This window comes from Brucella sp. TWI432 (assembly GCF_039674445.1).
Classification (GTDB): Bacteria; Pseudomonadota; Alphaproteobacteria; order Rhizobiales; family Rhizobiaceae; genus Brucella; species Brucella chromiisoli.
Map to the genome: position 1 here is coordinate 1 of NZ_JBDJNL010000026.1, position 25,698 is coordinate 25,698.

Here is a 25,698-nt window from a genome sequence, read left to right on the forward strand (position 1 = left end):
ACCAGCTCCGTTCTGTGTGACACTGCCCGTGCCGGTGATGGCGCCGGAAAGCGGGGTCGCCCCCGTATTGTCGACCACGAGATTGCCACCATCAAGCGCAATATCGCCCATAATTGAACCATCCGTGGTGCCGTCACCCAGCTGCAGAATGCCGCCGGAAACCGTTGTGCCGCCCGTATAGCTATTGGAAGCCGTTGTGATCAGCGTACCATTACCCGCTTTGGTGAAAGCGCCTTTGGCAAGACCGGCATTCCCAATAAAATGTGTGAGCGTAACAGTCTTGGTATCACCAACCGAAACCGTGCCACCGGCAGAGGTCAGTGTCACCGCACGTGCAGAAGTCATATCGGCAGTAACCAGCAGCGTGCCACCATCGAAACGCAATGCACCAGACGCATCGCCAAGATTGCTGTCTGACGAAACCGACAATGTACCCGCATTGAGGTTGGTGCCACCCTTATAGAGGTTGGTGCCAGACAAAACCAGTGTGCCATCACCGAGCTTTGTCAGCGCACCGCCTGCTCCCAAGTTCTGATTGAGCGTGAACGTGTTGGGCGTTTCGTCGATGTCAAATCCGCCGCCACCTGCGTCCCATTCAATGTTGCGGCTTGTAGTGTTCATATATGTCCCGGTGATCTGCAATATGCCGCCGTCAAACGTAAGTTTGCCGGACGCATCGCCCAACTTATTCTCAGAATTCACCGAAAGTGTACCACTCGAGAATACGGTCCCACCGGAATACTTGTTATCTTTGAACAAAACTGTTGTGCCTGAGCCGACACTCTTGACATTTCCAGTGCCGGAAATGATCCCCTCATATGTATAGACGTCTGATCGACTGAAAGCCAATGTCCCTTTTTGTGCACCGTCGATGCCTGTGCTGATATTGTTGCTTGCCAGACTGCCTGCTTTACTATTAGCACCGAATTGCAGAACCCCTCCCGTAATGTTGACTGCACCTGTAAAACTGCTGTCGGCTGTCAATATGGTCGTGCCGGATATCTGATTGATAACGCCGGTAAACTGTGGGTCGGCATCGCGCATTGCAGAGCCGAACTCGTAGCTTGTATCGGTATGATTGAAATTGATGGTCGCGCCAGCGGTCATTATTATACCGTTAGTCGCCTTCACAATACCTGGCGCAGTGGCTTGAGCGTCTGCTGCGGCTCCAACGTTCAGCGTCCCATTTGATGTGGAGATCTTCCGGCCAGCGGGGTTGCCTAATTGCAGAGGGGCTTCTGTATGAAATGTGCCGTAGTTGGAAACAGTTAAAACGCTGTTGGATGAGTTTCCGGAGTTCCCAAAAATAATTTTGTGAAGATTGGACAGATTTTTGAATTCAGATTCTTTGCCGTCAACAGTTGTTGTTCCTCCGACAATATAGTCATGCTCCGTATTGTTGATTTTAAATATAGCTCCTTCAAGAACATTTATTGTTGCGTTTTGATCGGTTGATATTTGTTCAAAAACACCGCCCATAAAACTTATCTGTGATCCGCTCCCACTTACAGTAACTGAAGTATTTAATATTTTTCCACTTTTTGTTACAACGAGTACTCCGTGATTGGTTACATCAATATTTGAAGTTATATTTCCGTATCCAAAATTTAAATTATTTAAAATAAGCGTAGCATCGTTCACATTTACATTTGAAGGCTTCGACGAGCCGCTGCTGTCAGAACCACCTGAAAGACCAGCAAGGTCGACGGCAGCGCTATCAAGGACATTGATAGTGCCATTACCTGTAAGTGGGTCAGTATCACTGCCGATTACCAAAGTGGCGTTGTCGGATGTCAGTTTCGAACTCTTGCCTGTTACGGTTAAAGCCGGATTATCGCCTGATACGTAACTGTAAGTGTTATTGTCGCCATCGCCATTCAGCTTCAGTTGCCCGCCATTTTTTATGGTCAGGCTCCCTGTCTTGAGAGTTGTGCCCTCACCGCTGCCAATGGTCAAATAGTCAGATGTTGCGGTTTTTCCTTCAATGATTGGGGCTGTGGCGGCCGTGGTTCCGCTGATTATCGCCCTCCCGGCTGTTGGCACATTTCCTGAAGTCCAATTTGATCCCGTGAACCAGTCAGTGTCGGTCGTGCCATTCCATGTGTCTGTAACAATGGTGGCGCTGGCGGAAGCTCTGCTGACCTCGCAATAAAAGCTGCCTGCCTCACAGCGATCTGCAGCGTTTACCGGAATTGCAAACAGCAAAGCTCCGACGGCGACACTGGAGAGCAACATTGCACGCACGGGCTGGTGATAAAAATCGGACTTCGTCATCAAATAAGTCTCCCACCCGCCAGGCAACCCACGGGCATAAATAGTCATTCAGCTTGAAACCAGTCGAGAGTCATCAAAACAGGCAATGCGCCACCAGAGAGATGGGTGAGCAGTTCAAAGCCTGTTAACGCAGATTATCGCCCCTTTAGCTGGCCATCGTCATTAAATACAATATAAGTAAATATAGCATATTCTCAGTACAGAAGTGTATAACACGGACTTTCAATGTCAATATATGGCAAAAAATTAGGATATTTATTATTAAAATATAATTTAGGTCGACAGAATAAATCAGATTTATTGTTATTTTATTCTTAAAAGAATGCTATTTAGCCCAAAAATCGTTCTGCCGGATTCAGAAACGGTCAATAAGATTATGTTTCGCGCAAAAAATGCAAAGCGCGTCCATTGGATGGGGAATCGGTTTAAGGATTCCCATGGATTCGGCATCTAAAGTCGGCGCTTTTACTGTAAGTTTAGCTTGAACTGGCTGCTAGTCACCTACCAGATCTGATAAGTCCCGTCAGCCTCTGCCCAAACGCCCCGACCACAAAAATGCGCCTAGCTGTGAGTTTTCAGGAGGTCGTCCATTCAGAGCAGATTTAGGAAACCGGAGTTACCAGACCTCAGTTTTCCAGGTTCACTCCGAATGAACATTCACAATGAGTGTCCGACTGACGTCTTTGCGTCGAGAAGAGATGACTGAGACCGCCACCGCCTTCCTAAAGGCAGCATTGCCAGGGCCCCGCAAAGAAAAACGAAGGCCGAGCGCTTCATCAAAACCGCTTTGCGCGAATGGGTCTATGCCCACGCATATGAAACGTCAGATCACCAAGAAAGCCATCTTCCAGTCTGGAACCACACACAATTGGCATCGCCCATGTGGCAGTCCAAAATCAAAAAACCAATCAGTCGTCTTGGCCTGAACCGAGACAACCTCTTGAGGCACCGCCACGCGGAGGACATCAAGATATCACTTCGCTCTTCCAGCCCAACCCAATACCGGAACAGCCATGGCCTTGCGCCATAAAACTGGTACAGGTTTTATCCGCACCCACTGGGTCTGCACTCAATGCTCACGGCATTTTAGCCTTAAAGATTGATCAAACTCTTCTGGCGTCCCTATATGCCTTTTATTTTCAGTAAATTTTCATACAGGTCTACCAAAGATTTATCTACACCACCGTCATGTATACGTTGATGAAGCTTATCAAGCTCATCCCATTGACTGACCTCGTCATCCATTGGATTGGCAATCCCCACCAGCATATCTGCTAACTCACTGGCGATTTCAGAATCTGATGTTCTATCGCCACTGTCACTGACAAGAGCGTAATTGGTAACGCACTCGCATATTCTGTCGGCAGTGGCAATTGCCGGCAACCATGCCAGCGCTTCCGTACTCGCAGGCGGAGGCTCTGAGGTTGAACGCTGAAGTTGAACGCGCAAATTGGACAATGCGCTGTAAGCGGCATGCCGTTTTATCGCGCTTTGATCAAAAATTTGAGGCGCGGCATCAGCTGTATCCGTTGAATTCAAAGCGGTACTGCGCAGATAATCTGCAATCATCACAAGAGCTTTGGAGAAGTTGGACTTAATTGATTTATCTATCGATTTTGGCCAAATGAGATAACCAAAAATCAGAACTATGCCCGCGCCAAGCACTGTATCAGTAAGACGCTGGACCCCATAATTGACAGTCGGGCCCGCCACGATCAAATCCATCAGGATAAGTATCAGCGGTGTCAGGAAAGTGCATTGCAAAGCATACCCTTTAAGCGCCGCCCATGGCATAACAGCGCTCAGAATTGCGATCACAAAAACCAGATAAAAATCCTTCGGCAAGATCATAAAGATCGCCGTCGCAATCAATACGCCAATAAATGTCCCTGCACTTCGCTGCACCGCCCGCACAAAAACCGATCCAAAATCCGGCTTTAGAATAACGGCCACGGAAAGCGGTATCCAATAAGAACGATAACCGGGCGCTGTAAACTCAGCCACCATGGCGATCAACATGCAGATTGCAAGCCGAATCGCAGCACCCACAACTTCAGGCCCCAGCAGCAATCGAGCCTTCAATCGGGAAAAACTGAAACCCGGCTTAGAGCGATCAAGCGAAAATAAATGCAGCAGAGAAAGTGATTGGGCAGATTGCTTAGGGGACCATATAATGTCGGATAACTGCGAGACATTATACATCAGCGGATTATTGTTCTGACTATCAATCTGCATCGGGTTCGGCGCGGCCTTATACATGATCGCTTTCGCCAGAAATTCCAATCGATCCGCAACGTATTTCAATAGAGTGGTATTGTCGGAGGATGCACTTAAAAGAGCGGCTATCCGATCCGTTATGGAAAGAATATTCGCGCTCCAGTCTCTGGCAACCGAACGCCCATCCGCCTGAAGCTGATTATGCATCAGGGCTGCATATGCTTTTGACTGCGCATTATGGACATCGCGAATAGCCGTTTCAACACTGGTGTCACCTGGCCTTGCCTGGATGAGGGTCCGTGCAAGATTAGCCAGTGCGTCAAGCAGGCCTGATACGATCTCACGCTCCGGTCTCTTGGGACTCACAAGTGCTTCGACTGCAAGCAAAGTGGCGGCAAAGGCTGCGCCGCTGGCAAAAAGCGATGGCATCAGCCAGACTGACGCTGTCGAATGAACATGTGCCGCCACAATGGTCATAACGAGCATTTGAAGAGCACCAGCCGAAACCGCTGCGCCATAGCCACTGATCAAGCCCGACAGCAACGCAACCACCACAACACCTGCAATTGTCGCAATACCGTGACCGCCGATCAGCGAACCCATGAGATAACCGCTCATCCCCATTGGGGTCGTGATAAGCATGCGGCGAAACCGGGCAAGATAAGGATCGTTCTTTTCACTTATGCCCGTAAGCAGGCCACCCAGACAAACGAGCATTGCCGGCACAACATGCCCAGTCAAAAAGCCGATGCTCATCGGCACAGTGGTTAGCAAAGTCAATCGCAGCGAATGTCGCCACGGCCAATAAGGCGCGGGCGAAATCTGAGCCAGATTGCGTAACCATTGCGCCGGTTGATATGCCATGAATTACAACACTTCGTTTTAATCGTCGTAGAGCGGATTGAGAGCATTTCCAGCAAAAGCGCGAAGCGGTTTGCGCGGGATAATGCGTGAAAACAAAAAGATAGAGCATTTCCAATGATTCAATCAAAGCAGAAAATGCTCCAAGAGCGCCAAGCGGATTGAGCCGGAACGGCGCTCTATTGTTTGCGCTACCGATTAATGCCGATGATTAATCGGTAATCTGATTGATACTGCTACTTGAGCAGCATATCCGTTGCATCAAGCGTGTCTATTGATGAGATTTTATCCAGTGGCGCAACCTTAAGGTCCCCCTGCGCAAAAAGCCGATTCAGATCAAACTTGATAAAATTGATTGCATCATATGTGCGCACATAGAAGTCATTGTTGGTCAGATCGCCTAGCACCGTCCATGACGTATATTCGGTTTTGTATTCCTGACCACCTGTCGCTGAGAAACCTTCAATATCCAGTCCACCCGACTGCGGAGGATCAATGGTGATGCCGCGCGGACGATCAAAGTTATTCATGATATGGCCAAGCGCACGGATTGCTTTTTCTGGCGCAGTTTTTTCTGCAAAGGTTGAATAATAAGCAGCGCGCACAAAACGTCCCACGGATGTATTGGAAGCCGGCAATCCAGCCGTTGCAATCCCTGAATCCGGCTGCGAAACCTGCAAGTCCCCAAACTTGCCTGTCGACTGATCAAGATTATTCAGGAACGTATAATTGTTAAGATTGGTCAAATGCCATGTGAACTCGGGCCCGTTGGTCATCACCCCGACAGGGTTGTCATACACATTCTGACGATCACTCGAAAACTCAATGACGATCGATTTGCCAGTGCGATCATGCACGACAAAATGGAAAGGCGTTTTTGCACCGTGTAATGGCACGAGTGACGTCAAAATCACTGTGTTTTCAGTCAATGCTGCTTTTACTTCAGCGGCTGTCGCGAACTGCCCCAGAGTCCATGCGCCAAGATCAATTGCCGCAAGCATTGCTTTTGTCTTGGCCGCATTATCGGCAGGCCCTGATGCACCTGCGAAAGCAAGCACGCTGAAAGTCAGACCGGCTTCATTCAGACCCTCGACAATTTTGAGATCAGCGATGCTTCCATTTGGAACAGCAATCGCAAAAATCCCGTATTTGCTCTGAAACTCCAAAGGATCGTGACCATCAACCACTGATGAGAACTGGTGACCTTTCGGGATACTGGCGACCACGTATGGCAGCTCCATCGACAGTTCCATCGTACGTCCTGCATAGGCACCACCACCAGCATCGCGGAACAAAAGAGCCGTACATGCAAACCATACATCGTGGGGGATCTGATAGGTTGACACGTCCGAAAGAAATGGAACGACTGTTGAGATAAAAGACACTTTTTACTCCCCTTAGACGCTGATTTTTAATGTTCTGCTTCGCAGAAACCTTCATGAAAGGAATAACCGCCAGAGCTATAACTATCAATGAATTATCGGGAAAAAAATCCGGCAATGAAAAACTTGATTAATTCGCATCCCGAAAACAGTTTCCAGTTTTCGGGATGCTTTTTCACGGACCGTCATAGTATTGGAATGAGCCCAAAAGCTTTGCGATACTATTTCTGGCTTTTTGCTACATCCATATCTGGAACGATATGGTGCGTTGGCCGCGCACGTGGATGCATGAAGAAATGCCCATCCGGCGCATTATGCAACTTGATATGCACCATCTTCATCCCCGTCGATTTCCCGCGCTTGTCATGGAGTGCATAAACAATGAACGGAATAACCAGCACAACAAGAAAGCTGATCACAAGTAACATAACATATGTTTCATCTGCACTCTCCCCGCCGATAGAAGTCGGTGGATAAAACGACACGAAGAAGGCGAGCAACGACACGAGAAACCCAACAGAGGCGACAGCGATTTTGAAACCATTGCTGCCGGGTATACGATAGGTGCGCTTGAGTTCGGGCTGCTTCAAAATCAGCTGCATATAACCAAGGAACAGCAGAAAATAGGTACACAAATAAATGACCACAGTCAGTGCAAGCGCGATCAGGAATGACATATTGCTGCCGCCACCTGTATTGGTGAGCACAATGATTGCAACAGATGTCAGGACGAGTTGAGCCACAACGAGCGCGACGGGAACACCGTTCTTGTTCACCTTGGCGAAGGCGGTCGGCAAAATGCCCTTTTGTGCGGTGACATACATGCCACGCGACGGCCCGACAATCCAGGCGGCGATTTCAGCCAGAACACCAAGCAGAAGCAATGCAGCTATGATACGCACAGTCCACTCAAATCCGGGACCGAAATGCGCGACCAGCGCACTGAAAGTTTGCACCACACCCGATGAAAGATTAATGTCATTGGATGGAATAGTTGCCGCAACAGATAGCCCTCCGATAGAACTGAGAATGATTGCAGCCGCCATAAGCAGGAACATGGCCATCGGATAATCACGACCCGGATTCTTCATTTCATTGACGTGCGTCGCGGATGCTTCAACACCCATATAGCTCAAAATAAATGCCACAAAGACGACAAGCGTACCGATCTTCGTAAAGTCTGGGAAGAATGTCTGGGCGGACATTTCAATCTGCAACGGCGCGCCGCTGGCTAGATAAGCAATGGCCAAAGCCGTGAGGATGAATGCTGGCAGCAAAATACCAGCGAAAAAACCGACTTTGGCGATGATCGCAGTGTATTTTGTGCCACCCAATTGTGTGAAAGCAAGCGCCCAGAGAATAATCAGGGCGGCGATGGTTTTTGTAACCGGGTCGGAATTGAGTGCAGGCCAACTCAAAATATAAGACAGCGCGCCCAGCACAAAATAAAGCATCGGGATAAAGCCGATTGCAATTTCAAGATAGCAGAATGAGATTGCTGCAAAGCCCCATCGCTCACCGAGCGTGTTGGAAACCCAAGCAAAGACACCCCCCTCCTCCCAACCCTCGACGGTCGCCATTTCAGCAGCACAAAGACCAACGGGAATGAACCATAAGATGCCACCAAGCAGCAGGAAGAAGACAAGACTAAAACCAGACGTCGCAAATGTTGGATACTCATATACTGCCATCACCATTGAGGCGGTAATAGCAAAAAAACCGATCATTGATAATTGTTTAGCCGGGATTGCGGCCTTTGTATTCGCCATGACAATTCTCCTGAGTGTAGAGACGCTCATGAGACTGATCGCACATCAATCTCACGAACAAGTTGCGAATATTCAAATGAACGTGGAGCACACAGTGAAACTCGTGTGCAGCTCCGCCTTCACTCCCTCAGAACAGCGCGTATAGGCCACGCGCTGCTCCCTGTGTTCGGCAGTCTGATGCTGTCATCGAGCGCTTTATCATTTTGTACGAGCGCACACCCTGTATCGAAAGCTGGTTCCCACTTTTCAGGATGTGCTTTAGCTATGATTAAAGCCGCCCGCTTCTTCCGCCGATAGCGGGTTACTGACCGGGTGCTTTTCAAAATATTCAAGGCTGCGCTTGAGATCTTCGATCAAGAGACCTCCCAAGTCACGGCTCACGCCATGGCGCACCAGAATACGCTGAACCACGAGATCTTCGCGGTGTGCAGGCATCGAATAAGCTGGCACCTGCCAGCCACGGCTGCGCAAACGGTCGGCAACATCATAAAGAGTATAACCACCGATTGCCTGGCCTTCTTTCAACTTCCATGCCAACGCCGGAATGCCCTGTTGGCTGTCGCCATCAAAGATCATTTCAAACGGGCCGATCTTTGCGATCTCAGCTGCCAGATATTGCGCTGTTTCATAGCAAGCGTCGTGAATTTTCGCATAGCCTTCGCGCCCCAGACGCAGGAAATTATAATATTGCGCAATAATCTGTCCGCCGGGGCGAGAGAAGTTCAATGCGAATGTTGGCATATTGCCACCAAGATAATTGACATTAAAGATCAGCTCTTCCGGCAGATCAGAAGCCTCACGCCATACAACCCAGCCTGCACCAAGCGGAGCCAGACCAAATTTGTGACCTGACGTATTGATCGATTTTACACGCGGAAGGCGGAAGTCCCATTCGATATCCGGCGCACAGAATGGTGCAAGGAAACCACCGCTGGCACCATCCACATGGATTGGAATATCCAGCCCAGTTTCGTTCTGAAGCTGATCCAGCGCATCATGGACAGCCTTCACTGGTTCATACTGGCAAGTAAACGTGACACCCATGGTCGGCACAACGCCAATCGTATTCTCGTCGACGCGCTTGAGCACTTCTTCCGGGCTCATGATCAGACGATCACCTTCAAGCGGAATCTCGCGCAACTCGACATCAAAATACCGGGCAAATTTATGCCAGCAAATCTGCACCGGACCACAAATCATGTTTGGCTTATCCGTCGACTTACCCTCGGCTGCACGCTTCTTGCGCCATTGCCATTTAAGCGCAAGTCCACCCAGCATTGCAGCTTCCGATGAGCCAGTCGTCGAGCAACCAAGCGTATTTTCTGCGTCTGGCGAATTCCACAAGTCAGCGATCATGTGCACGCAACGCGCTTCGATCTCGGCTGTCTGCGGATACTCATCCTTGTCGATCATGTTCTTATCGATCGACAAATCCATAAGCTGGCGAATTTCCTCGTCAACCCATGTCTGACAAAAGGTTGCAAGATTCTGACGTGAATTGCCATCCAGCATCAATTCATCGCGAACGGCGGCAAACACATTCCGCGGATCACGCTCTTCGTTGGGAAATTTCGTCTTAGGCAAAGAAGCAGATAATTCTAATGACGCGTATACATCGTCCAAGCTGTTGTATTTTGCGGAAATAGATTTCTTAGACATGCCTCGCCCTCCATCTACGGATAATACCAAGATATATTACCGCTCAATTCGTTGCTTATGGACAAGCAATCTGTCAACATAAATTATACAATAATAATAAATTAGTTAATTTGATGAGAAAATTGTTATATTAGCTATTGTCACATAAGATTTCCTGTGCGTAAATTACTATTGCCATATGAAAATATTGTTTTCAGGGGGTTCATTTTGTCGTCAAATCTTCAAGATAATATTGTTTCCGCTTATGAAAATGCAAAGCAAACATCTGGTGGGAAAAATGCCGATTACATTCCTTTTCTGGCTAAGGTTCCCAGTGAACTGTTTGGCATCGCCATCGTAACTTCTGATGGCCATGTATTCAAACATGGAGATGCCGATTATCAGTTCGCACTGGAATCCATTTCCAAGGTTTTTACACTCGCTCTGGTAATGGAAAACATCGGCGCAAAGGCCGTTAAAGAAAAGCTTGGCGACAGCCCCACCGGTATGCCTTTCAATTCGGTGCAGGCACTCGAAATGCATGAAGGAAAGCCATTGTCACCACTGGTCAATGCCGGCGCGATCGCTGCTGCGAGTCTTGTTCCCGGTGATGATGCCGAACAATGCTGGACAAATATTCTCGACATGCAAAGCCAATTCGCCGGGCGCGACATTCATCTGAGCGATGAGGTTAATCAATCGGAGCAGGAGACGAATTTTCACAACCGGGCTATTGCCTGGCTGCTTTACAGCGCAGGAACGTGCTATAGCGATCCTATGCGCGCCGTGGATGTCTATACGAGGCAATGCTCAACGCTTGTCAGTTGTGTTGATCTCGCAACCATGGGCGCGACGCTTGCCGCTGGCGGCATCAATCCAATCACCAGAAAGCGTGTCGTTCAGCAAGAGCATGTCGCGCCATTGCTCGCAGAAATGATGATGGAAGGCCTATATACATCTTCCGGTGACTGGGCATATTCCGTTGGTTTGCCTGCAAAAAGTGGTGTCGGCGGCGGTTTGGTCGCGGTCATTCCCGGTAAATTGGCCGTTGCTGCATTTTCGCCGCCGCTTGATGAGGCTGGCAATTCCGTGCGGGCACAAATGGCCATCAGCGAAATCGAGCGTCAACTTGGCGGTAACATATTCAAAGCGCCCATCTGATCCTGCCAGAACGGCTCGCCATGATGCTCAGTGGGCCCTCTCTGAAGTGCGCCGAATACAGCGGTATGTTGTTTCAGCTTTCAGCCTTACCCTACTCTACAAAAAAAGTCCTCTCGGCGAGCGCTCTGTCCATCTGGAGCGCCATTGCCTGAAAAGGATAAGCCCACAGCAAGGAGTGATCATATCCAGGATCAATGCCTTTGAGACACAACTGCGCTCATTGGGAAGAGAGGTTTTTCAGATCATCTTAGCACCATGAAAGGGAGCGGAGATGCGGCAGAAAGCATTGGCTGAATATGTCATCAAGATAGCTGCAACGCCGTGAAAGTCATGGCCTGACAGAAGCCCTCGCTGACGCCCCGCCGGAAAAACGCTTGCTGAAAGCGCGGAATCGGATTCCGTCACCTGCCTATATTGCCATTAAGGTCGACGATGAATTTAAGGCTAAGCCATCCGACCAAATGAGATGGGCACACAGTCTTCACTATATGAAGATTGTTAGGATTAGGATGGTTCTATCTCTCCACCATTTTGGATAACTGCTCGCGATACGTCATCACCTGGAACTATATACCAGCGTGAAAGTCGAGGACGCCACTGACGCTCTCAATCAGGCGCTGGCCGCTTCAAACTGCTATAACGTCAAGATCGAACACAGCCCCACCCGCTCTACTCGCGCATTTCCAGCAAAAGCGCGAAGCGGTTTTGCGTGGGATAATGCGTGGAAACAAACCGATAGAGCATTTCCAATGATTCAATCAAAACAGGAAATGTTCTAGGCGTCAAACGCTTGCGGTCATGCCGCCATCAACATGAAGCACCTGGCCATTGACGAAGGAAGAGGCGCTGCCGCTAAGATAGACCGCAGCGCCGACCAGTTCTTCGACATTCCCCCAGCGGCCTGCCGGTGTCCGCTTTTCCAGCCAGCCGGTGAAGTCAGGATTATCGACCAACGCCTGATTGAGTGGTGTTTTGAAGTAGCCCGGTGCAATTGCATTGATCTGGAGCCCGTGCTTGGCCCAGTCGGTTGCCATGCCGCGTGTCAGGTTGCGCACGGCACCTTTGGTTGCGGTATAGGGCGCGATTGACGGGCGGGCGAGTTCGCTTTGCACGGACGCGATATTGATGATCTTGCCGCGTTTGCGACCGATCATATGACGCCCAACAGCCTTGCCGACATAGAAGACACCTGAAACATTGGTTTCCAGCAGTTGCAGCCATTTGTCTTCCGGGAAATCCTCAAGCGGTGCACGATGCTGCATTCCCGCATTGTTGATCAGAATCTCAATTGCGCCGATGTCGCGCTCGATAGCATCGACGCCTGCTTTGACGGCTTCACGATTAGTCACATCGAAGGTGGAGATATGCGCTTTATGACCTGCATCTTGCAGGATCTTCACCGCAGTTTCGACTTTGGCCTGATTGCGGCCGTTGATGACGACCTCCGCGCCATGTTCCGCCAGACCTTGTGCGAGCGCGAAGCCAATGCCCTGACTTGACCCCGTTATCAGCGCCAGTTTTCCCGACAGGTTGAACAGCGGAAATGTCATAAGTTTCTCCCAGATATTCAGACGCATGAATGGTCTTTGGTACGCATATTCTTGCTTAAATGCTATCGATAACAGACACAAAGTTGAACAGCGGGAGAACCCCAAAACGGCGTTTTAAAAAATCGATATGCGGTTTTTTCCATTTTTCCGCATGAAAATATGCTTAAGGCTTTCGAGATTGCAGGGGCATCGCACCCGGTCCATGAAAGTTCAGTTGCGCTTTAAAAGTCTGATGCTCAAAATGCCAATTAAATGAATAGTTTGATCAGTCGGCTTGAGCCGGATAGCAAGGCCATGTAAGGAGGACCTTGGGAGCAAGAGGAGGAACTGATGAAGATTATCGCACTGGAAACCGTGCGTGTGGCAGAGCGCGCCAATCTGCTGTGGGTTCTTGTTCATACGGATGAGGGGATCACCGGGCTTGGCGAAACATTTTTCGGTGCGGAAACTGTTGAAGCTTACATCCATGAATATGTTGCACCACGGGTTATTGGCCGCGATCCACTCGAAATAGACCGTCTGGCATCTGACCTTGTGGGCTATGTCGGCTTTCGCTCATCTGGAGCGGAAGTGCGCGGCAACTCGGCCTTTGATATCGCCTTATGGGATATCTTCGGCAAAGCGACAAACCAGCCAATCGCGCAGCTTTTGGGTGGGTTCACCCGCCGCGAAATCCGAACATACAACACCTGTGCAGGCACGGAATATATCAAGAAAGCGACGGGTCAGACCACGGGCAATTATGGCCTTTCAACCGGTCGTGATTATGATGATCTGAATGGCTTTCTGCATAGGGCAGATGAATTGGCCCACTCTCTTCTTGAAGAGGGCATCACGGCTATGAAAATCTGGCCTTTTGATGCTGCTGCGGAAAAAACGCGCGGTCAATATATCGCATCGTCGGATATGAAAGCAGCGCTTGAGCCTTTTGAAAAAATCCGCAAGGCCGTTGGCGATCGCATCGATATTATGGTGGAATTCCACTCCATGTGGCAGCTTTTGCCCGCGATGCAGATCGCAAAAGCGCTGACGCCTTATGGCACTTTCTGGCATGAAGACCCCATCAAGATGGACAGTCTCTCCAGTCTCAAACGCTATGCAGACGTTTCTCCTGCGCCCATTTCCGCATCTGAAACGCTGGCCTCGCGATGGGGCTTTCGCGATTATCTTGAAACCGGCGTTGCGGGCATTGTCATGCTGGATATTTCCTGGTGCGGCGGATTGTCGGAAGCGCGAAAAATTGCGTCCATGGCTGAAGCGTGGCATCTGCCTGTTGCCCCCCATGACTGTACTGGTCCGGTGGTGTTGTGTGCTTCGACCCATCTTTCGCTCAATGCGCCGAACGCACTGGTGCAGGAAAGTGTCCGTGCCTTTTATCGGACCTGGTATCGCGATCTTGTCACGGCTTTGCCAGAGGTGAAGAACGGCATGATTACGGTGCCGCCCGGCCCGGGTCTTGGTATGGCATTAAACCCGGAGCTGGACAAAGCATTCACGGTAAGCCGCCGGGTTTCAGATACAGCCTCGATATAAGGTCGAGCAATTTAACTTACAGTCATGATCGGAGGCTCCATGTCTGCCACCACGCAACCACACCACGGCGGTAGTGCCATGCCAGCAATCGCCGGACCGGCTATTATGCTTATCGGCATGCTGATGTTTTCATTAAACGATGCAATGGGTAAATGGCTTGTCGCCAGTTACAGCGTTGGTCAGGTTATTCTCATTCGCAGCGTTGCGGCGCTTATAATTTTGGCGCCCTTTCTTTGGCGGGCTGGGCTTCAACCCATTGTGAGAGCAGAAAAACCTTTGCTGCAAGCAGCACGTGTTTTCTTTTCGACCTTGGAGGTCTTTGCGTTCTACTATGCGGTCATGTATCTGCCACTGGCTGATGTTATGACATATTGGTTGGCCGCACCGATCTATGTGGCGGCGGCTTCGCCTTTTCTGCTTGGCGAAAAAGTTGGCTGGCGTCGCTGGACAGCCATTGGTATCGGTTTCGTGGGGGTGATTATTGCGCTTAATCCTTCCAGTGCCATGTTTACCGCGCCCGCAATTATTTCAATTCTCGGTACGATTGCCTTTGCTTTCATGATGGTCTCAGGCCGCAGCCTACGCGCCACACCGGACAAGACGCTGGTTTTCTTTCAATTAATGGGTGCGCTGATCGCGGGCTTCATTTTTGCGCCGTTTGACTGGCGGCCGATGGAAACGTCTACCGATCTTGCACTCATGCTGCTTTTGGGAATCGTTGCGATGGCTGCGCATATGCTCGTTAATCGCGCATTGAAAATATCCGATGCGGCAACAGTCGCTCCGTTGCAATATACGCTTTTGTTATGGGCTGTGCTGTTTGGCTGGATGTTCTTTGGAGATGTTCCGAGAACAAGCATGATCATCGGCGCAGTGCTCATCGTGGGATCAGGGTTGTTCATCTTCTTCCGTGAACAACGGGTAAAGCGGGAAGCCTGAAAGCGTATTCTTTATCTTTCAAAAACTTCTCAATGAAAAAAGCCCGCGGTGAATGAACACCGCGGGCTTTCTTTTTGCATTGGTGCTTAGATTTACTTGCGCAGATCAGCGAGGATGCTCTGAACGCGGTCAACGATATCCGGGCCGATGTCAGCCTTATGCTTTTCGTAGATCACCTGAGACTTTTCAAGGATGCGGGCATGTTCTTCGGGCGTGATCGTGTTGAATTTAACGCCAGCCGCTTCGATTTTTGCCAGCGACTTCTTGTTCAGTTCGGCAATCACGCTGCGTTCGACATCGCGACCAACGCTGGCACATTCCTTCAGAGCAGCCTGTTCTTCAGGAGAATAGGTGTTGAAGATGGGCTTGGAGAACAAGAAAAGAAATGGTGTGTAAGCGTGTTTTGTTTCGGAAACATATTCCTGCACTTCATAAAATTTAGAGGTGTCGATTGTCACATAGGGATTTTCCTGTGCATCAATCGCCTTTGTTTCCAGCGCGGAGAAAACTTCACCAAAGGCCATTGGAGTGGCATTGGCGCCAAAATTTTTGAATGTATCGAGGAAGATATTGTTCTGCATAACGCGAACTTTCATACCTTCAAGATCTTCCCATTTGTTGACTGGGCGCTTGGAGTTGGACAGGTTGCGGAAGCCGTTCTCCCAATAACCCAGATTAACCAGACCTGCCGCATCGAGCTTTTCATTCAGAAGATCGCCGAATTCACCATCCATGACGGTATAGGCTTCTTCAGCGTTGACGAACAGGAACGGAAGATCGAAGACGCCGAGTGCTGGAACAATGCCAACCAGAGGCGAAGAGGACGTGACAACGGCTTCCTGAACGCCAGAACGCAGAGCCTGCGTTGCCTGAAGATCACCGCCTAAAGCGCCACCCCAGAATGCGGTCAGCTTCAGCTTTCCATCCGATTTTTCATCAAGACATGCCTGCATTGCCTTGATGCCGTCGCCAACCGGGTGATCAGCATTGATGCCATTGGAGACGCGGATGTTGCGGCTCTTGAATTCAGCCTGCGCTGGTGCAATGGCAAAAGTTGCAACGGCAGAAACCAGTGCGGTTGTTGCGATTAGGAATTTTCTCATAAGTATCCTCCCAGAGTTATAGAAAGTAGAAGAAACCAGTGGCTCAATAGAGCCAGCTGGCAGGAACAAGAACGAGACTTGGGAACAGAACCAGAAGGAGCAATACGCAAATCTCGGCAATCAAGAACGGAAAAACGCCTGTTATGACACGACCGAGCGGCACACGGCCAACGCCGGAGACGACGTTCAGCACAACACCAACCGGTGGTGTGAGAAGGCCGATAGATGTGTTCATGATAAAGAGAACGCCGAAATAAACAGGGTCAATACCTGCTTTTTGGATAATCGGCATCAGAACCGGCGTTAAGATCAGAATCGTGGGAGTCAGATCAAGTGCTGTACCCACAACCAGAACCAGAAGCATGATCACGAAGAGCAACAAGGTCGGACGGTCGATCAGTGGTTCGATATAATTGCTGATCTCAGCCGGAATATTCGCTGCTGTAATAAGCCATGCAGACACGAGAGCCGCGCAGACAAGGAACATAACAACAGACGTTGTTTTCGCGGCTCGAAGAAACACGTGACCAAGATCGGTAATCTTGAGTTCGCGGTAAATGAACATGCCCACAAAGAGGGCGTACATGGCCGCAACGACCGCCGCCTCAGTGGGCGTTACAATTCCGGCCCGGATGCCACCCAGAATGATGACAGGCATGCCAAGTGCCCATGCAGCGCGACCACTGGCTTTCAGGCGCTCTTTGCCTGAAACGCGAGGAAGAGTTTCGACTTTGTCCTTCCGGACAACCAACAGCCAGGTGATGATGAGACAGATTCCCATCAAGATGCCGGGGAAGATGCCTGCCATGAAAAGTTTGGTGATGGAGACATTGGCGGCGACACCGAAGACAATGAAGGCCATTGAAGGTGGAATGACCGGCGCAATAATGCCGCCTGCAGCAATAAGGCCGGCAGAGCGAGGAACATTATAACCCGCCTTGGCCATCATCGGAATGAGAATGGCAGCAAGTGCTGCAGTGTCGGCAGCCGCAGAGCCGGAAATCGACGCCATGATGATGGCCGCGAAAATGGCGACGATGCCCAATCCACCGCGAATATGACCAACGCAGGCAATTGCAAAGTCAATGATCCGGCGGGACAGGCCACCTGAGTTCATCAACTCACCAGCGAGAATGAAGAAAGGGATCGCCAGCAGTGTGAATGTATCAGCACCTGCAATCATGTTCTGCGCAATGATCTGCGTATTGAACATGTCCATGTGCCACATCAGCGCGACACCACAGAGCATAAGTGCAAAAGCGACCGGTACGCCGATGGCCATGGCGCCGACGAGCGATCCAATGAATACGAGAAGAGTCATCAGGCACGCTCCGAGAGTTTTTCAATGCTAGTATGTTCACCCGCGAAGGCAGAAATTTCGTCTTCGGTGATGCGGCCCGTTACAATGCGGAACAGTCTTTCAAGTGAAATCAGGAAAATGCCAGCGCCCGTGAACAATCCGATGCCGTAAACCCAGCCCATGGAAAGACCGCTTACAGGCGCGACCATGGAGGCGTTGATTGGTAGTTGCTGCCAGGTTCCCCAAAACAGGACTGCCGAAACGCCCAGAATGATCAGGTTGGAAAAGCCCATGAGAACAATTCTGCCGGTTCGCCCAAAGCGTGAAACGACCGTTTCCACACCCATATGCAGGTTTTCACGGTGTGCAACGACGGCACCAATAAAGGTCAGCCAGACAAAAAAGTATCGGGACATTTCATCGGAAATGGCAATGCCTGAATTCATGCCATAGCGAAGGACAACATTGATGAAAACCATCAGTGCCATGCTTGCCAGCGCCAAAATCATAAGCAGCGCCAGAAATCGGAAAAACAGATCAGTTAGCTTCTTGATCATGACATCATGCCTTTTGTATTCGGCGCAGGGACGCGGTCGAACAAAATAGCATTTTGCACATTGGCAGGCAAAATTCTGAGTGCACTCAGCGAATGCTTTGAATTCAAGCGACCCTCCTCCCGATAGCCTCCCTCCAATGGAAGCTACAATTATTTGTTTCCTGTCTCCGGCACAGGGAAACATACGACTCAACATTTAGCGACAAACAGGTCGCTTGCTGGCCTTCTCCTCCACATGGAACAAGGCTATGCTCATTTTATAAGACAGCGGCCTCCAAAACCGATGCTGCCTTATTGTCAGGATGTCTGACAACTGTGCCAACTGTTTTAGTTGGAGTTTGTTTCCCTGTCCAGAACTGAAATTACGTGTTCAGTGATCGTCTGTTAAAGCTTAACTTAAACGGTTGTCTGCGTTATCAGCGGGCCCGCAAAAAACATCGATAGAGATTGACCGTCGCTCCGCGCTTCGCAGCAACGCATGCAGGCAAAGGTTCCCCACATATTATGCGTGCAAAGTCCGCCCGCATGCAGCGCGCCTGTGTATATTCTTCAGGCGCTTGCTTGAGAGTTCACAGGAAAGCTCAATTGGCAGCCCGGATTCATCACGTGAGCCGGATCAATTGCAGTCTTGATCTTGCTCAGCAACTGCCTGCGAATATCAGGCAGGCGTTTTTCAAAATCTGGACGCTTCAGACGGCCAATCCCATGTTCTGCGCTGATTGAGCCTTCGTAACGTTCGAGCACATCATTGATGATGTTTTTGGCTGCATAAATGCAGGCATCAATCTCTTTGCGATCAAGCATCATGGGCGGCAGAACATTGAGGTGAACATTGCCATCGCCAACATGACCGTAAGACACGCAAATGCACTCTGGAAGAGAAGCATAAACGGCAGCTTCTGCGTCACGGACAAAATCTGCGAGGCGCGACAATGGCACAGAAACGTCTGTCCGCAGATGTGGCCCACGCTTGGCCTGACCTTCATTCATTCCTTCGCGGAACAGCCACAGTTTACGGGATTGGTCATGCGAAGTTGCAATAACCCCGTCCACAACAAGACCATCCTGCATGACGTTTTCAAGAAAGCGCTGCATGAGGTCTTCAATATCGATCAGGCCGGAGCCGGAAATTTCCATCAGCACATAGGCCGGGTAATTTCCATCCATCGGCATGGCCAAATCCGGCATTGCTTCGCGTGCCAGAGTGAAGGCAAGAGGTGGCATGAACTCGAATGCCGACATCAAGTCGCAACAATCATATCGTGCGCGGCGATAGAGCGCGATCGCATCATCAAGAGAATTCAGTCCGAGCAGCGCGGTCGTGACCTGTTCAGGATGCGGCATAAGCTTGACGGCAACGGCTGTAATGATGCCCAAAGTGCCCTCAGCGCCAATGAACAGCTGCTTCAGGTCTATACCGCGGTTATCTTTGCGCAGCGTTGAAAGGCCATCGAAGATGGAGCCATCCGGTAGCACAACTTCCAGACCGAGGACGAGTTCACGCGTCATGCCATAGCGCAGCACATTAATGCCACCTGCATTGGTGGACACATTGCCGCCAATGCGACAAGACCCCTGTGCGCCCAGCGCAAGTGGAAAGAACATTCCAGCCGCTTCAACCCTGTCCTTGAATTCCAACAGAATGCAGCCAGCCTCGACGACTGCCGAAAAATCATCGGCATCAATGCTGCGCACGGTTGTCATGCGCTCAAGGCTTAGAACAACCTGCGTTGCTGGGGAATCGGGTATTGCTCCAAGCACAAGACCGGTATTGCCGCCTTGCGGGACAATGGAAAGTCCACGCGCGCTCACCGCTTTTACGCATGCGGACACATCTTGTGTGGAGCGCGGACGCAGCACCGCAAGAGCACTGCTAATCACATCGTCGTGCCAATCCCGGCAATAGCGATCCATATCGTCGCCGGACAGAACAAGGTCTGCTCCCAATTGAGCGACCAGCGCCTGCACATGATCTGATGCGATGTCAGCGGCGCTCGTGGGTCTGATTTCCAGTTGCATGATTCCTCCAGCCGCCTGCCTGCCTTGTTCGATGATGCAGAGGGCAAATTCATTATTTTGGTTTTCAAGCGCATGATATAAGGTTATCAGACAACCTTACAAATACTTTTTCGGGCTTGTGGTGTTGGAGCACACAGAATCGAATAAGATCTGTCGTGGAGGAGAAGACAATGCATATTATGATTATAGGCGCGGCAGGTATGGTCGGCCGCAAGCTGTCGCAGCGATTGGTTAAAGATGGCGGCCTTGATGGCAAGTCAATCGAAACACTGACGCTGGTCGATGCCGTAAAACCGGAATCGCCTGTAGGTTTTACAGGCAAGGTCAGGCTTGAAAGTGGCGATTTTTCTGTACCCGGCACCGCTGAGAAGCTGATCGAAACACGCCCAGATATCATTTTTCATCTGGCGGCCATTGTTTCGGGTGAAGCAGAGCTTGATTTTGATAAGGGATACCGGATCAATCTCGATGGCACGCGCCTTCTGTTTGATGCCGTTCGCCACGCGCACATGGAAGACGGTTATTTTCCGCGCATTGTTTTCACGTCTTCGATTGCAGTTGTCGGCGCGCCGCTGCCGTTTCCTATTCCCGATGAGTTTCACCTGACGCCACTAACCAGTTATGGCACGCAGAAGGCAATCTGCGAGTTGCTGTTGTCGGATTATACGCGGCGCGGCTTTTTCGATGGCATTGGTATCCGCTTGCCGACGATTTGCATTCGTCCGGGCAAGCCCAATGCCGCCGCATCAGGCTTCTTCTCGAATATCTTGCGTGAGCCCTTGATCGGGCAGGAAGCCGTGTTGCCCGTATCCGAAGACGTTCGTCATTGGCATGCTTCGCCGCGCTCTGCCGTTGGCTTTCTCATTCATGGGGCGACGATGGATCTTCAGCGCGTTGGAGCGCGCCGCAATTTGTTTATGCCGGGTCTTTCCGTCACCGTCGGAGAACAGATCGAAGCATTACGCCGTATCGCCGGTGAAAAAGCGGTCGCGCTTATTCGTCGCGAGCCGGATGAGATGATCATAAAGATGTGTGCGGGATGGGCGCCGGGTTTTGAAGCCAAGCGCGCGCGTGCGTTGGGCTTTGAGGCAGAAACCTCATTTGACCAGATTATTCATGCTCATATTGAGGATGAGCTTGGAGGTTCGCTTTGACGCGCAAGATTGCTTTCCTTGGCACAGGCCTTATGGGCGCGCCAATGGTTCGACGCCTGCTTGGTGCTGGTTATAGCGTTTCTGCATGGAATCGCGACAACACAAAGGCCGAGCCCTTGGCCCAAAAGGGTGCGATTGTCGCCACAAGCGCTGTTGAAGCAGTCAAAGACGCCGATCTGGTTTTTACAATGCTCTCCGATGGCAAAGCGGTCGGCGCGGTGCTGTTTGATGGGGGCGTTGCAGCCGCGCTTAAGGCGGGTGCCGTTGTCATTGATACTTCGTCTATCGCTCCACCGATTGCGCGGGAACATGCGCAGCATTTGAATGCAATGGGTATCCGGCATATTGATTGCCCTGTTTCCGGCGGGACTGTCGGAGCAGAGGCAGGAACCCTTGCACTCATGGCTGGTGGTGATGGGGCACTTGTTGAAGAACTGGCGGATGTGTTTGCAGCTCTTGGCCGTGTTACGCATGTCGGGCCTTCGGGTGCGGGGCAGATATGCAAGCTTGCCAACCAGCAGATTGTTGCAATCACCATCGGTGCCGTTGCTGAAGCCATGATGCTGGTGGAAGCCGGTGGTGCGGATCGCGGCAAGTTTCGCGATGCCATTCGCGGTGGCTTTGCGGAAAGCCGCATTCTGGAACTGCATGGCAAACGCATGGTAGAGCGCAGTTTTGAGCCGGGTGGACCTTCACGGTTACAATTGAAAGATCTGGATGCAGTCGCAGCAATGGCTGAAACTCTGTCCCTTGAGTTGCCGCTGACCGAGGGAGTTCGTGATGAATTCCGCGCATTTGTAGAATCCGGCCATGGGGAAAAGGACCACTCAGGCTTGTTGCTGTATTTGGAGAGGCTCAACAATCGTGAGCGGGAGGAAGACCAATGAATGATGATCGAAACACGCCGCGTCGGCTACGCTCTCAGGATTGGTTCGATAATCCCGATCATCTGGATCTGACAGCGCTCTATCTTGAGCGCTTCATGAATTATGGCACCACGCCTGAAGAATTGCGTTCGGGCAAGCCAATCATTGGTATTGCCCAGTCTGGCAGCGATCTCAATCCCTGCAATCGACATCATCTTGATCTTGCAAAGCGTATCCGGGACGGTATCCGGGACGCGGGCGGCATTGTCATTGAGTTTCCAAGTCATCCGCTGTTTGAAAACTGCAAGCGCCCGACGGCAGCGCTGGATCGAAATCTGGCCTATATGACGCTGGTTGAAATCCTCTATGGATATCCGCTTGATGGCGTTGTGCTGACAACGGGTTGCGACAAGACCACCCCATCCGCTTTGATGGCCGCTTCGACTGTCGATATTCCAGCAATCGTATTTTCGGGCGGACCTATGCTTGATGGCTGGCATGAGGGCAAGCTCGTAGGTTCCGGCACGGTGATATGGCAGTCGCGGCGCAAATATGCAGCGGGTGAAATTACCAAAGAAGAATTTCTTGAAGCAGCGCTGAGTTCTGCGCCGTCCGTCGGCCACTGCAATACGATGGGAACGGCATCGACGATGAATGCCATGGCAGAGGCGCTTGGCATGTCGCTTACAGGTTGCGCTGCCATTCCGGCGGCCTATCGTGAGCGCGGCCAGATGGCGTACCGCACAGGCCGCCGCGCGGTCGAACTGGTGCTGGAAGACATCCGTCCATCCAGTATTCTGACGCGCGCATCATTCATCAATGCGATCAAGGTCAATTCGGCGATTGGCGGTTCAACCAATGCGCAGCCACATCTGATGGCGATGGCAAAACATGCCGGTGTGGAACTGAGGCCAGAAGACTGGCAGGATGAGGGGTTTGACATCCCGCTGCTTGCCAATATCCAGCCAGCGGGTGAATATCTGGGTGAGAAATTCCACCGGGCGGGCGGTGTTCCGGCAATCATGTGGGAATTGCTCTCGGCGGGAAAGCTTGACGGGTCCTGCGCAAGTGTTACCGGAAAGACGATTGCCGAAAATCTCGAAGGTCGACAAGCTTCCGATCGCGATGTGATTTACCCTTATGCACAGCCGCTCAAGGAGCGTGCGGGCTTCCTTGTCATGAAGGGCAATCTGTTTGATTTTGCCATCATGAAAATGAGCGTTGTCTCACCGGAATTTCGCGAACGTTATTTGTCTGAACCGGGCCGCGAGGGTGTTTTCGACGGTCGTGCCATCGTTTTTGACGGATCAGAGGATTATCATCAGCGCATCAATGATCCTGCGCTCGATATTGATGAGCGCTGCATTCTGGTCATCCGGGGCGCTGGTCCACTCGGCTGGCCGGGTTCTGCCGAAGTCGTCAATATGCAGCCACCGGATCACTTGTTAAAACGTGGCATTACGAGCCTGCCAACGATCGGGGACGGTCGCCAATCGGGAACAGCGGACAGTCCGTCCATTCTCAACGCTTCACCGGAAAGTGCTGCCGGCGGCGGTCTGGCTTGGGTGCGCAATGGCGATATCATTCGCATCGACTTCAATGAAGGCCGGTGCGATATGTTGGTGGATGATGCCGAGATTGCACGCCGAAAAGCAGACGGCATTCCAAAAACACCGGCGGATGCCACACCATGGCAGATGATCTATCGGCAGACCGTAACCCAACTCGCCGATGGCGCAACAATCCGAGATGCGGAAAAATTCCGCCAGCTCTCGAAGACGCCTCCTCGGCACAACCATTAATCGACATGGTTCGCCATTTGGTTCTTAAGAGCATTTCCAGCAAAAGTGCGAAGCGGTTTTGCGGGGCATAATGCGTTAAAACAGATATTTAGAGCGCCGATCTCATTCAATCAGACGGCGCTTTAAGCTTTTCGATGTGTCCCAAAGCCTGACCGACATCCTCACCCCGCTCAGGTCGGATTATGCTCCCATCAACCATGGTATGACTGGACGTCACACGTGAGATGCGGATGCGTTTGACGGTTTTACCCTCTCCAACCTCCATCCATTGCACAGCGGCATTTTGGTCTGTGTCATTGAGCAGTGCTATGATGTCGAGCCCGCGATGCTGGAGTTCACGCAGTGCGCGGTTTGGCAATAGTCGGGACAGGAATTTCAAGGGGGCAGCGGGTAGTTTGAATTGTTCCACGCAGATGCCGTCAACATATTTCTCGATAAGGATGAAGTTCATGGAACGACCTTTCTACGTTCGTTATAAATGGCCTTCTCATGGCCAAAGAGGAAGCCTGGATCAGGCAGGATCACGGCCACTATATGCAAAACCATAAGCACGGTTCGGGGAATCGTGCTGTAGGGGTTGTTTGAAACATCTCCTTGAAGATGTTGATAGCTCAAAACACGCGCTTTCGCCCATGAGGTGCGGGTCCACAGGTTGATGACCAGACTTGTGTGGTCATTTCAGCGCTCTTCGTCCGAAATTCTCAATCAGATAATCGATGTTGTGGGCATTGTTTGCAATTCGCTTCCAAAGCCAAACCATCAGGCAGCACATGAGCCCCCACGCGATGATAACATCTGAAAGAAAATGGGCTCCAAACATGACACGATTAAACGATGCAAATAATAGAATGGGTGTGAGAATAGCCACGCTTGTCGCGCGCCATTTTGCCGGTATCAATACGATTATTGCAAGTGTTGCAGCCGCAGTCGCCGCTTCCCCTGAAGGGAATGAACAATTACGACCGCATTGAGCCGCATATTGCCAAACAGGCGTAAACTCAAACGAGCCGCCAAATTCAACCAAGCTGCGTGGCCGCGCACGTCCCATGAAATTTTTGAGAATCTGCACTGTAAGAAATGGCCCCATAAGAAACGTCAAAATGACGAAAAAAGCCTTGTGGGGGGGAAAGAGCTTAAACTTTCGCGGCTTAAGAGCGTAAAGAAATATGAGCACACACATCAGAACGAGCAGGTAGATCATCGCGCGGCGGTTGGCGTTGCGTATTGCCAGCAGGATTGAATTTTCCGACAGCGGAAAGGTGTGGCCAGTTGCGAAAAAGCGTGTAACTGCCAAATCAAACGCAGGAAACATAATAAAAATGAGACTGGATGCCAGGAGAAAGCCGATAGCACGCGTCGTGTAAGCGGACAGCCATCTGTGCTGGGCAACATCCGCCCGATAAGAAATATCGCTGCCGCTGGAAACAAGATTGTGCATTTCGATAGCCTTGCAAAATTAACATGGCCACGACTTGTACCCCGATTGTCAAGAAATGATGGAGGACACATCTGTCTCCTGTCAAAGCACAACAGCAGGTCTGCATATCTGTTGTTTGGAAATTGCTTGTTGATCT

Annotated in this window: 18 protein-coding genes and 1 pseudogene; 7 read left to right on the forward strand and 12 right to left on the reverse strand. The window is 50.8% G+C overall.

Annotated elements, in window-relative coordinates; all coding sequences use genetic code 11:
* On the reverse strand, nt 1-2,205 hold a 2,205-nt coding region (locus ABE527_RS19870), incomplete at its 3' end, for a beta strand repeat-containing protein (protein ID WP_499698071.1).
* A gap of 814 nt (nt 2,206-3,019) precedes the next feature.
* Between ABE527_RS19870 and ABE527_RS19875 the strand changes: the two are divergent.
* Nucleotides 3,020-3,220 (forward strand): annotated as a pseudogene (locus ABE527_RS19875) (integrase core domain-containing protein); the annotation flags it as partial.
* Between the two features lie 176 nt (nt 3,221-3,396).
* On the opposite strand, the gene ABE527_RS19880 reads toward ABE527_RS19875, so the two are convergent.
* The 4 genes from ABE527_RS19880 to gad all read right to left on the reverse strand — a co-directional run bounded on the left by ABE527_RS19880 (nt 3,397) and on the right by gad (nt 10,162).
* Nucleotides 3,397-4,920: an FUSC family protein gene (locus ABE527_RS19880; protein ID WP_499698072.1), complete on the reverse strand. Its 1,524-nt coding sequence runs from the start codon at nt 4,918-4,920 to the stop codon at nt 3,397-3,399.
* A 668-nt stretch (nt 4,921-5,588) separates the two neighbouring features.
* Nucleotides 5,589-6,737 carry a linear amide C-N hydrolase gene (locus ABE527_RS19885; RefSeq protein ID WP_499698073.1) on the reverse strand — a complete coding sequence of 383 codons (1,149 nt, stop codon included), beginning with the start codon at nt 6,735-6,737 and terminating at the stop codon, nt 5,589-5,591.
* Nucleotides 6,738-6,955: 218 nt separating this feature from the next.
* Nucleotides 6,956-8,503 (reverse strand): glutamate/gamma-aminobutyrate antiporter, encoded by a 1,548-nt coding sequence (gene gadC / locus ABE527_RS19890; RefSeq protein ID WP_499698074.1) that lies wholly within the window; start codon nt 8,501-8,503, stop codon nt 6,956-6,958.
* A 258-nt stretch (nt 8,504-8,761) separates the two neighbouring features.
* Complete coding sequence (gene gad / locus ABE527_RS19895) at nt 8,762-10,162, reverse strand: glutamate decarboxylase (protein ID WP_499698075.1); 1,401 nt, start codon at nt 10,160-10,162, stop codon at nt 8,762-8,764.
* 207 nt (nt 10,163-10,369) lie between these two features.
* Here gad and glsA point away from each other — a divergent pair, with 207 nt between their 5' ends.
* Nucleotides 10,370-11,302 (forward strand): glutaminase A, encoded by a 933-nt coding sequence (gene glsA / locus ABE527_RS19900; protein ID WP_499698076.1) that lies wholly within the window; start codon nt 10,370-10,372, stop codon nt 11,300-11,302.
* A 782-nt stretch (nt 11,303-12,084) separates the two neighbouring features.
* Here glsA and ABE527_RS19905 read toward each other — a convergent pair.
* Complete coding sequence (locus tag ABE527_RS19905) at nt 12,085-12,852, reverse strand: SDR family oxidoreductase (protein ID WP_499698077.1); 768 nt, start codon at nt 12,850-12,852, stop codon at nt 12,085-12,087.
* Nucleotides 12,853-13,182: 330 nt separating this feature from the next.
* On the opposite strand from ABE527_RS19905, the gene ABE527_RS19910 reads away from it, so the two are divergent.
* A complete protein-coding gene (locus tag ABE527_RS19910) occupies nt 13,183-14,385 on the forward strand; it encodes a mandelate racemase/muconate lactonizing enzyme family protein (protein WP_499698078.1) in 1,203 nt (400 codons plus the stop codon).
* Between the two features lie 39 nt (nt 14,386-14,424).
* Entirely contained in the window at nt 14,425-15,324 is a 900-nt protein-coding gene (locus tag ABE527_RS19915) for a DMT family transporter (RefSeq protein ID WP_499698079.1), read from the forward strand.
* Between the two features lie 92 nt (nt 15,325-15,416).
* Here the strand turns inward: ABE527_RS19915 and ABE527_RS19920 are convergent, their stop codons facing one another.
* From ABE527_RS19920 to ABE527_RS19935, 4 genes are all read right to left on the reverse strand, one after another.
* Nucleotides 15,417-16,427 carry a TRAP transporter substrate-binding protein gene (locus tag ABE527_RS19920; protein WP_499698080.1) on the reverse strand — a complete coding sequence of 337 codons (1,011 nt, stop codon included), beginning with the start codon at nt 16,425-16,427 and terminating at the stop codon, nt 15,417-15,419.
* A gap of 43 nt (nt 16,428-16,470) precedes the next feature.
* Entirely contained in the window at nt 16,471-17,748 is a 1,278-nt protein-coding gene (locus tag ABE527_RS19925; RefSeq protein ID WP_265985922.1) for a TRAP transporter large permease, read from the reverse strand.
* Nucleotides 17,748-18,284 (reverse strand): TRAP transporter small permease, encoded by a 537-nt coding sequence (locus ABE527_RS19930; protein ID WP_396998342.1) that lies wholly within the window; start codon nt 18,282-18,284, stop codon nt 17,748-17,750. The genes ABE527_RS19925 and ABE527_RS19930 overlap by 1 nt, the downstream gene beginning before the upstream one ends.
* A gap of 548 nt (nt 18,285-18,832) precedes the next feature.
* Nucleotides 18,833-20,302 (reverse strand): FAD-binding oxidoreductase, encoded by a 1,470-nt coding sequence (locus ABE527_RS19935; RefSeq protein ID WP_499698081.1) that lies wholly within the window; start codon nt 20,300-20,302, stop codon nt 18,833-18,835.
* A gap of 170 nt (nt 20,303-20,472) precedes the next feature.
* Here ABE527_RS19935 and denD point away from each other — a divergent pair, with 170 nt between their 5' ends.
* From denD to ABE527_RS19950, 3 genes are read left to right on the forward strand one after another with little or no spacing between them, the layout of a single operon-like run.
* Nucleotides 20,473-21,456, forward strand: a complete 984-nt coding sequence (denD, locus tag ABE527_RS19940; RefSeq protein WP_499698082.1) for a D-erythronate dehydrogenase — start codon at nt 20,473-20,475, stop codon at nt 21,454-21,456.
* Nucleotides 21,453-22,343, forward strand: coding sequence for an NAD(P)-dependent oxidoreductase (locus tag ABE527_RS19945; RefSeq protein ID WP_499698083.1), 891 nt, complete (start codon nt 21,453-21,455; stop codon nt 22,341-22,343). The genes denD and ABE527_RS19945 overlap by 4 nt, the downstream gene beginning before the upstream one ends.
* Nucleotides 22,340-24,124 (forward strand): IlvD/Edd family dehydratase, encoded by a 1,785-nt coding sequence (locus tag ABE527_RS19950; RefSeq protein ID WP_265985918.1) that lies wholly within the window; start codon nt 22,340-22,342, stop codon nt 24,122-24,124. The genes ABE527_RS19945 and ABE527_RS19950 overlap by 4 nt, the downstream gene beginning before the upstream one ends.
* 106 nt (nt 24,125-24,230) lie before the next feature.
* On the opposite strand, the gene ABE527_RS19955 is transcribed toward ABE527_RS19950, so the two are convergent.
* A complete protein-coding gene (locus ABE527_RS19955; RefSeq protein ID WP_499698084.1) occupies nt 24,231-24,575 on the reverse strand; it encodes a hypothetical protein in 345 nt (114 codons plus the stop codon).
* Nucleotides 24,576-24,797: 222 nt separating this feature from the next.
* Nucleotides 24,798-25,562: a phosphatase PAP2 family protein gene (locus tag ABE527_RS19960; RefSeq protein ID WP_499695471.1), complete on the reverse strand. Its 765-nt coding sequence runs from the start codon at nt 25,560-25,562 to the stop codon at nt 24,798-24,800.
* Nucleotides 25,563-25,698 lie beyond the last annotated feature (136 nt).

Excerpts from the sequence above, each read along its gene's own strand:
- ABE527_RS19880 (WP_499698072.1), bottom strand. The coding sequence starts at position 4,920 with ATGCCATCGCTTTTTGCCAGCGGCGCAGCCTTTGCCGCCACTTTGCTT.
- gadC (WP_499698074.1), bottom strand. The coding sequence starts at position 8,503 with ATGGCGAATACAAAGGCCGCAATCCCGGCTAAACAATTATCAATGATC.
- gad (WP_499698075.1), bottom strand. The coding sequence starts at position 10,162 with ATGTCTAAGAAATCTATTTCCGCAAAATACAACAGCTTGGACGATGTA.
- ABE527_RS19905 (WP_499698077.1), bottom strand. The coding sequence starts at position 12,852 with ATGACATTTCCGCTGTTCAACCTGTCGGGAAAACTGGCGCTGATAACG.
- ABE527_RS19910 (WP_499698078.1), top strand. The coding sequence starts at position 13,183 with ATGAAGATTATCGCACTGGAAACCGTGCGTGTGGCAGAGCGCGCCAAT.
- ABE527_RS19915 (WP_499698079.1), top strand. The coding sequence starts at position 14,425 with ATGTCTGCCACCACGCAACCACACCACGGCGGTAGTGCCATGCCAGCA.
- ABE527_RS19920 (WP_499698080.1), bottom strand. The coding sequence starts at position 16,427 with ATGAGAAAATTCCTAATCGCAACAACCGCACTGGTTTCTGCCGTTGCA.
- ABE527_RS19925 (WP_265985922.1), bottom strand. The coding sequence starts at position 17,748 with ATGACTCTTCTCGTATTCATTGGATCGCTCGTCGGCGCCATGGCCATC.
- ABE527_RS19930 (WP_396998342.1), bottom strand. The coding sequence starts at position 18,284 with ATGATCAAGAAGCTAACTGATCTGTTTTTCCGATTTCTGGCGCTGCTT.
- ABE527_RS19935 (WP_499698081.1), bottom strand. The coding sequence starts at position 20,302 with ATGCAACTGGAAATCAGACCCACGAGCGCCGCTGACATCGCATCAGAT.
- denD (WP_499698082.1), top strand. The coding sequence starts at position 20,473 with ATGCATATTATGATTATAGGCGCGGCAGGTATGGTCGGCCGCAAGCTG.
- ABE527_RS19950 (WP_265985918.1), top strand. The coding sequence starts at position 22,340 with ATGAATGATGATCGAAACACGCCGCGTCGGCTACGCTCTCAGGATTGG.
- ABE527_RS19955 (WP_499698084.1), bottom strand. The coding sequence starts at position 24,575 with ATGAACTTCATCCTTATCGAGAAATATGTTGACGGCATCTGCGTGGAA.
- ABE527_RS19960 (WP_499695471.1), bottom strand. The coding sequence starts at position 25,562 with ATGCACAATCTTGTTTCCAGCGGCAGCGATATTTCTTATCGGGCGGAT.